We start from the raw sequence: 6,673 nt of genomic DNA, 5'->3' as shown, positions 1-6,673 counted from the left end.
CTTCCTTTTCGAAGCCAAAGTAGCAAGAATGACAGCTTGCTTTTCCATATATTACTCCTCTAATGCCGCATTTGCTGCATATATTTTCATAATCTACTGTAGAATCTAATGATTTAGCCTTCTGCATACATTTGCCACAAATAGGGGCCTCTAGATTGAAGCTAGAAAGAAAGCCAGATCCACACTGATTGCATCTTAGGCTATACATTTTTCCTTTTGGTTTCCAAGATTTAAATATCCTCATATTACATTCAATCTACCTTGTTTATCCTATCCTCTTCATTTTTGAACCACATTTAGGACATGCTGTTTGTCTATGTTGTTTTCCACAACCCATACAATAATAGTTCAATGAACTACCATTGGTTGGTATTGGACTAAACATGCCGCCTATAGCACCAACATTGCCTATCCTTGACATCATTCTTCTTCTTATATAGTAGTTAAGTAGCAAAAAAGTTCCTACAATGGCAACTAATGATATTGGAAATGGTAATAGCATTGAGATAGTGATGCTTATGGCAAATGAAATTCCAATCCAAACTAGCTGATTCATAAGAAACTGCTTATTAGTTGAACTCAATCTTATTTTTCACTTCCTGACATATTATTCGACTACAGAATATTAAGAACTTGATTAACGTTGTGACTTAACATTGTTACCTCACATGGTTTAGCAGGCTTTAATTTGGCCATTGTACGCTAGCCACAACTAAGAGGTAAAACAAAAAGAGAAATGGTAAACATAAGCAGAAGTCTATTGATAATTGCAGGATAGATAGCAGTAACTACATCAATAACTATTGGAGGTATATTAAGAATATCAGATATGGTTCAACCTTTTGAAACATCTCGTGTCTTTATATACTGTATGGTGAATATAATGGACATAGTAATATGAAGATATTCTGTGACGATATTGGCGTTTTACTCCTAAACCAGCCTTTTTCGGACAGGCTAATTTGTATATTCCTTTCTGATACTATGGCTAAGGATGATGTAACTGTTATTGATAATGTTCACTCATATAACTGAGGTAATAGTAGTTGTCTGAGAATGATTTTAACTGTAGAGCATGCGGCATTCGATTCGATAACTTCGGCGACATGCAACGCCACATAGTATTGGAGCATCATCAGAAAGGAGATATTACATCTGAAGAAGGATGATGATAGAGTCAGAAAAACTGGATGGATACTATTTTTTGATTTAGGTTCGATATCAATGGTTACTGTGGTAATGAATTGGAGAGAATTAATGAAGGTATCCATATCTAGATCGTCTATATCTATACCATTTGACATAAGTGTGTTGACGTTGATTTATTCGATTGTGTAGTATTACATCGGTATAGTGTAAACCAACTTATCCTAATTACTATAGATTGTCTTGTAGGACATAATTAGCCCTTTTTTAGCTGTTCGAGGAAATAAGGCAGCACCTTTTTTCCGAATTCCTCTATAAATTTTATCTCATTGGGACTAGTACTATGTATATACACTTTGCTAAAACCGACCCTAAAATATTCTTCTATTGGTTTTATACAATTCTCGATTGAGTCAGTAATTTCTATGTGTTCTTTTAACTTTTTATCAGTAACCTGCTGCTTCGCCTTCTGTTCTAATTTTCTAGGATCGCTTATGCTAGAGTTAAAAGCATTATCTATCATGGTGGCTCGCCAAAACCTTGATGAATTAAGGGCTTGTTCATAATCATCTGAATAAGACACTTTGTATTCAGCTATCTTTTCTATATGATCTATGTTACTATTGTTACCATTCGTCTTTTTATTGTCATTACCCTTTTCTATTATTGCTTTATCAAAAATCTCTATTATCTTACGAGATTCTTTCGCACTTAGAAACGTGATCAACCCATCAGAATACTTTGCAGCAGCTTTAGCAGATTCTGGGCCCGCAGCTGCCATAAAGATTGGTATATGAGTTGTTGGAGGTGAATAGAGCTTTGCATTTCGTATTAAAAAGTACTCTCCGTTAAAATATACAAAGCCTTCATTACCCCTGCAGGCATTGTTACAATTTTCCTTTGCTGAGTACCACAATTTACTTATAATTTGTGCTGCTTCTATCATTCTATTTAATCTGGCCCTTGGTCGCGGCCAATCAAATCCTAACGGAACTTCATTCATTGCCTCTCCAGTACCTAACCCAAGACCTATTCTGCCGGGGTATAATATGTCAAGTGAAGCAAAAGCTTGTGCTATTATGGCTGGATGATATCGATATATTGGGGCAGTAACAGCTGTGATAAATCCCATTCTTTTAGTTCTTTCTGCAGCTGTGGCTATCCATACCCATGCGAAATTACCATAAGCATTATCATGCCACCAAGGATGAAAATGGTCGCTAGTCATTGTAGTTATAAACCCATTTTTTTCAGCTTCTACAACAAATTGCAGCAAATCATGCATAGAGTATTGTTCATGAGCAGCCCAGTAGCCTAAAGATGATAGCTTATTGGAATCTTTTGCCTCCATTGTTAGAGTCATTGTTATATTCAGTATCCTCTACTCGTATACTATATTACATAATTGAAAAACCTTTGTTATACCAGCTATTTCGCAGATATTTGTCCTTTTTTATTAGTTTATTTATTTTAAAGGTGAATAATATCTTCCTCAAAGTCTGCCTTCATGTATTATCTGGTCATCATGTAATTATTCTATTTGAGATGCATATTCAACTATCATTTAAAGAAAGCTGTAAACTCTTTAAATTCTTGTTTGCTGCAACTCTATGTGATCCTCCAATGGGAAAAAAACCATCTGAGAAAACAATTTGGATTCCAGAACCTTTTCGAAAATCTGCTCAGAATATTGCTGAGGATGCAGTAAAACAATTTGTAGAATATAACCAGGTTATAGGACTAGGAAGCGGACCAATGGCTGCAGCGATTATTAATGAAATAGGAAAGATACCACTAGATATAAAGAAAACCCTAAAATGTATTGCAAGCTCGACCCAAATAAAACAGGAAGCGTTGGCTGGAAATTTAAGAATAGTTGACAACAATCTTGTTCCCGAGATTGATATTGTTTTTGATGGAGCTGATCAATTAGACTCACAACTACATATGATAAAAGGTGGTGGCGGGGCCTTATTAAAGGAAAAAGTATTACATTCCGGTGCTAAGATAATAGTGATTACAGCGGAATCATTCAAATATGTCAAGTCATTTGATCGCTCAGTTCCCATTGAGCTACATCCGTTTGTTTTATACTTATTACAAAAGGAGCTAGAGTCTAAACATGACGGAAAACCAGAATTAAGAATGTTAAATGAAGGCTATCCATATGTTACAGAAAACGGTAATTTTATTTTAGATACTGTTTTTCCATCAATTTTGGATGTAGAGAAGAAAGAAGCCGAGTTAAAGAACATCCCAGGAGTAATTGAAGTAGGTCTTTTTACCAAACACGCAAATCTATATTACAAAGCTAAGAATGATGGCTCATTTGAATCCACAAAAATATGATTTTATCAAGTTCGGGTTTTCTCTTACATGCTTTTCCTGTTACTTCTATATTTTTTCTGTAGCGTGAAGTGCAAGGTTTCCACTCATCTTGCCCAATCTTATAGTTTCTAATTCATTTGATTTGACATTTTAGGGCATAAAGAAGCAATATTCAATAAATGAATTTCAAAAATGAATTTGAGTGAAACCGCCACTTTATATGTATATTCAGGCCAAACTCAAAAGTTAGTAGCACATTAAAGCCTTTTCTATGATTATGACCTTGTAAAAGTACAGCAAATAAGAAGAGGACTGCCTCGTCTCTCATTTATACATATAGGATTATACCTAAAGATGAAGCTGAGGTAATTGTAAGGTGGATAACACTTGCCCATCCCAGGGAAGAGAGATACTATCATGTTCCTACTGTCTCAAACACTGAATTAGAGGTAACAAATTTCAAACCAATAACTTATTGGATGGGTCCTGTTTGGAGAATACTATAATCCATATAAAGGTCAAAGTGAACATCATGGAATGCAGCTTTAGTTATTGATATGATATAAGGGTAGAGGATTTAAAGTTCCTCCTGATTAAGCACATATCACAAGATATAGATCTTGTATAATCATTAAGGATATAATTTCTAAATGCCTTTGTTACTTTGCAGGCTACCATTATTATTATTAATTTTTAGTCTTTTCTTTCTCTTTTCCTATAAGCCCACCAAATGCTAGGAAGTCTATCATTTCCTCGCTATCGTTTGTAATTGAATGTGTAGTATTCTCTGGAATGTAGATGATATCACCATCTCTGAATTGTGCCTCTTCGCTTCCAATCTTAATCTTTCCTTTTCCATTTATTATGTAGTATACTTCCTCATGATCTTTGTGATAATGTGGCTCATAAGAAAGATGGGGCTGTAGTTTGGCATATGAAACGTATGTAATTGCTTTTAGACACTGATATTCTGGTTCAAGTTCAACTTCTATATCTCCACTAGTTTTCTCTGCGTTAGAAAGTAATCTCCAATCTAATCCACTTTTATGTGCTATAGTAGGATGTGTGTCGCGCCAGTTTCTTATTACTATCAATGCTAGTAATAATACACAACATAACTAAATAAGCAATATGAGAATAGAATCTATTTTGCTATCCTTCTTTATATATTACTTCAAAAATTTATCCCATCATATAATGTCAAAGGCTATCACTCTAGCTGGTGCTCCGTCTATACCTTTGAGAAATAATGGTAAGCAAACAAGAAACATTCTCTTGCTAAGACATTTTTTTAGATTTGAATTAAGACCCTCTATGATGCCTATATTCCTTGATAAGAGAGCTCTATGTGACAAACCCTCGTTAAAATTATATTTCTCTACGCTAAAGGAGTCTATTCCAATACACTTGATATTATGATCGACGATCCACTTTGCAGCAGAAGGTTCAAGGTATGTAAAATCCCGCATGATGCTGTCATTCTTATCCCATTGATCACTCGTTCCAGTATAAAGCAAGATGATATCATCTTGCTTTACTATTTCTGAATAAATATCAAGATCGACATTTGTGATCCCTTCACCGACAGCTTTTTCAGATACATCTAGAACAATTGCTTCTCCCATCAATTTTTCTAATGATATTTCATCTACACTATTACCATTAGGAACAAAGTGTTTTGGCGCATCTACATGAGTACCTGTATGCGAACCTAAAGTTAATCGAGTAACATTTGCTTTATCTTTTTCTAACGTATAGAATGGCTGAAATTGTGGATGCGGATTGCCTGGATATATCGGCATACCATGAAAAATTAAATGGCTTAAGTCATAGAATGATTTTCTGGATACCTGAAGTATGTCACGATCGCTATCACCATCATTTTGTTTTTTATCCATAATCATTTCTAATGGGTGTTTAAAGTGTTATCATTATACTGCAGTTCGTAAACGATTAATTTGATTGCAATCAATAACCCTATATCGTAACTTCTAAATCTTTTCTGACATGATGATAAATTAGAAAGTTAGTATCAAAGCCACCTTGTACCCATCCATTTAGTCGAGTCGGAGATGAAGCGGTAATATAATTTGGACACCGAATCATATAATACTTATCATATCTCCTGGTTGGCTAGAAATGCTTAGATGCTAGCTGCGCTGATGAGTTCTTTCCAAATCATCACATCACATATGCCATCCGATAAGACAATACTAAATGGGCTAAGCATATATTGAAAAGCTCTGAATCGTTCAGATTTTTGACCCCAACTCCAAACGACGAAATTGTTGAAATGAAGATACAAAGCTGTTTTCTAATAAACTAACGCTTGATAAACTTATACACAATTTTAACTCACTCTATATACGTGATGTGGTTTTGTTGTGCTTCAATGAAAACGAAAATGACAAAAGCACTTGCTATCGTAATGGTTTTAGCAGTTGCTGTCACAGCATCTACACTTGTAACATCAGATGCATTCGCCATAGCCAAACACCACCATAGTCATACAAGCAGCAGTAGCAGCACCACTGACTCAACAAATACTACACCCATAACCAAACACCATCATAGTCATACAAGCAGCAGTAGCAACACCACTGACTCAGCAGCTTTGAATAACTCTACCAGCTTCAATGATAATAACGGGACGAGTACTAGCACTGACACCGGCACAAGTGGCAGTGGTCATCACCATCACAGCACTAGCACTGACACCGGCACAAGTGGCAGTGGTCATCACCATCACAGCACCAGTACGAGTAGCAGCGACAACCATAGTTCCTCACACCAGAGCTCCATCGATCACACAAGTGACACTAGTGCATCACAGGTTTCAACACTATTCTCATAGTCTAGAATCGATGATTCAGTAGGCGAAAGAACTCCATTTTTTATTAGATTTATGCTTTAAGATACAAGTACACCCACTTAATTTTCGTAAATTAACAAAATGTTTGCGCCCAGATTTCATGATTGTGGCTAAAAATATCCAGTGCCATTCCAAACACACACTGCTGAAGACATTGATAGACAAACCGCATATCAATGATAGAAAAATTCCAATTTCTTTGATGTTTATAGATCGTATTCTAATAAATGGTAACACAGAAGTCAATACTTGTAAACAGATTAAGAGATGTGGGGTGATGAGCCAAACCGAATTAATAGAGATCGTTTGGCCCCGCTAATTGCATTT

Annotated in this window: 6 protein-coding genes; 2 read left to right on the top strand and 4 right to left on the bottom strand. The window is 35.5% G+C overall.

The annotated features are described in order from the left end of the window. Nucleotides 1-265 precede the first annotated feature (265 nt). Together DYY65_RS09055 and DYY65_RS09050 are read right to left on the bottom strand one after the other, a co-directional pair. The gene (locus tag DYY65_RS09055; protein WP_162477636.1) at nt 266-583 is read right to left on the bottom strand and encodes a hypothetical protein; all 318 of its coding nucleotides are present in this window, start codon (nt 581-583) and stop codon (nt 266-268) included. 819 nt (nt 584-1,402) lie between these two features. Further along, nucleotides 1,403-2,509, bottom strand: coding sequence for a TIGR03557 family F420-dependent LLM class oxidoreductase (locus DYY65_RS09050; protein WP_162477635.1), 1,107 nt, complete (start codon nt 2,507-2,509; stop codon nt 1,403-1,405). A gap of 260 nt (nt 2,510-2,769) precedes the next feature. Here DYY65_RS09050 and rpiA point away from each other — a divergent pair, with 260 nt between their 5' ends. Beyond that, nucleotides 2,770-3,495, top strand: a complete 726-nt coding sequence (gene rpiA, locus DYY65_RS09045) for a ribose 5-phosphate isomerase A (RefSeq protein ID WP_162477634.1) — start codon at nt 2,770-2,772, stop codon at nt 3,493-3,495. A 665-nt stretch (nt 3,496-4,160) separates the two neighbouring features. Here the strand turns inward: rpiA and DYY65_RS09040 are convergent. Next, on the bottom strand, nt 4,161-4,568 hold the full coding sequence (locus tag DYY65_RS09040) for a cupin domain-containing protein (protein WP_162477633.1): 408 nt from the start codon (nt 4,566-4,568) through the stop codon (nt 4,161-4,163). A 96-nt stretch (nt 4,569-4,664) separates the two neighbouring features. Beyond that, nucleotides 4,665-5,372, bottom strand: a complete 708-nt coding sequence (locus DYY65_RS09035) for a cyclase family protein (RefSeq protein WP_162477632.1) — start codon at nt 5,370-5,372, stop codon at nt 4,665-4,667. A gap of 494 nt (nt 5,373-5,866) precedes the next feature. On the opposite strand from DYY65_RS09035, the gene DYY65_RS09030 reads away from it, so the two are divergent. Further along, nucleotides 5,867-6,328 (top strand): hypothetical protein, encoded by a 462-nt coding sequence (locus DYY65_RS09030; RefSeq protein WP_162477631.1) that lies wholly within the window; start codon nt 5,867-5,869, stop codon nt 6,326-6,328. The last annotated feature ends 345 nt before the right edge of the window (nt 6,329-6,673 follow it).

It is taken from the genome of Nitrososphaera sp. AFS (genome assembly GCF_009898475.1).
GTDB lineage: Archaea > Thermoproteota > Nitrososphaeria > Nitrososphaerales > Nitrososphaeraceae > Nitrosopolaris.
The sequence above is the reverse complement of the archived record's forward strand: the minus strand, read 5'-3'. Positions and strand labels throughout refer to the sequence as shown.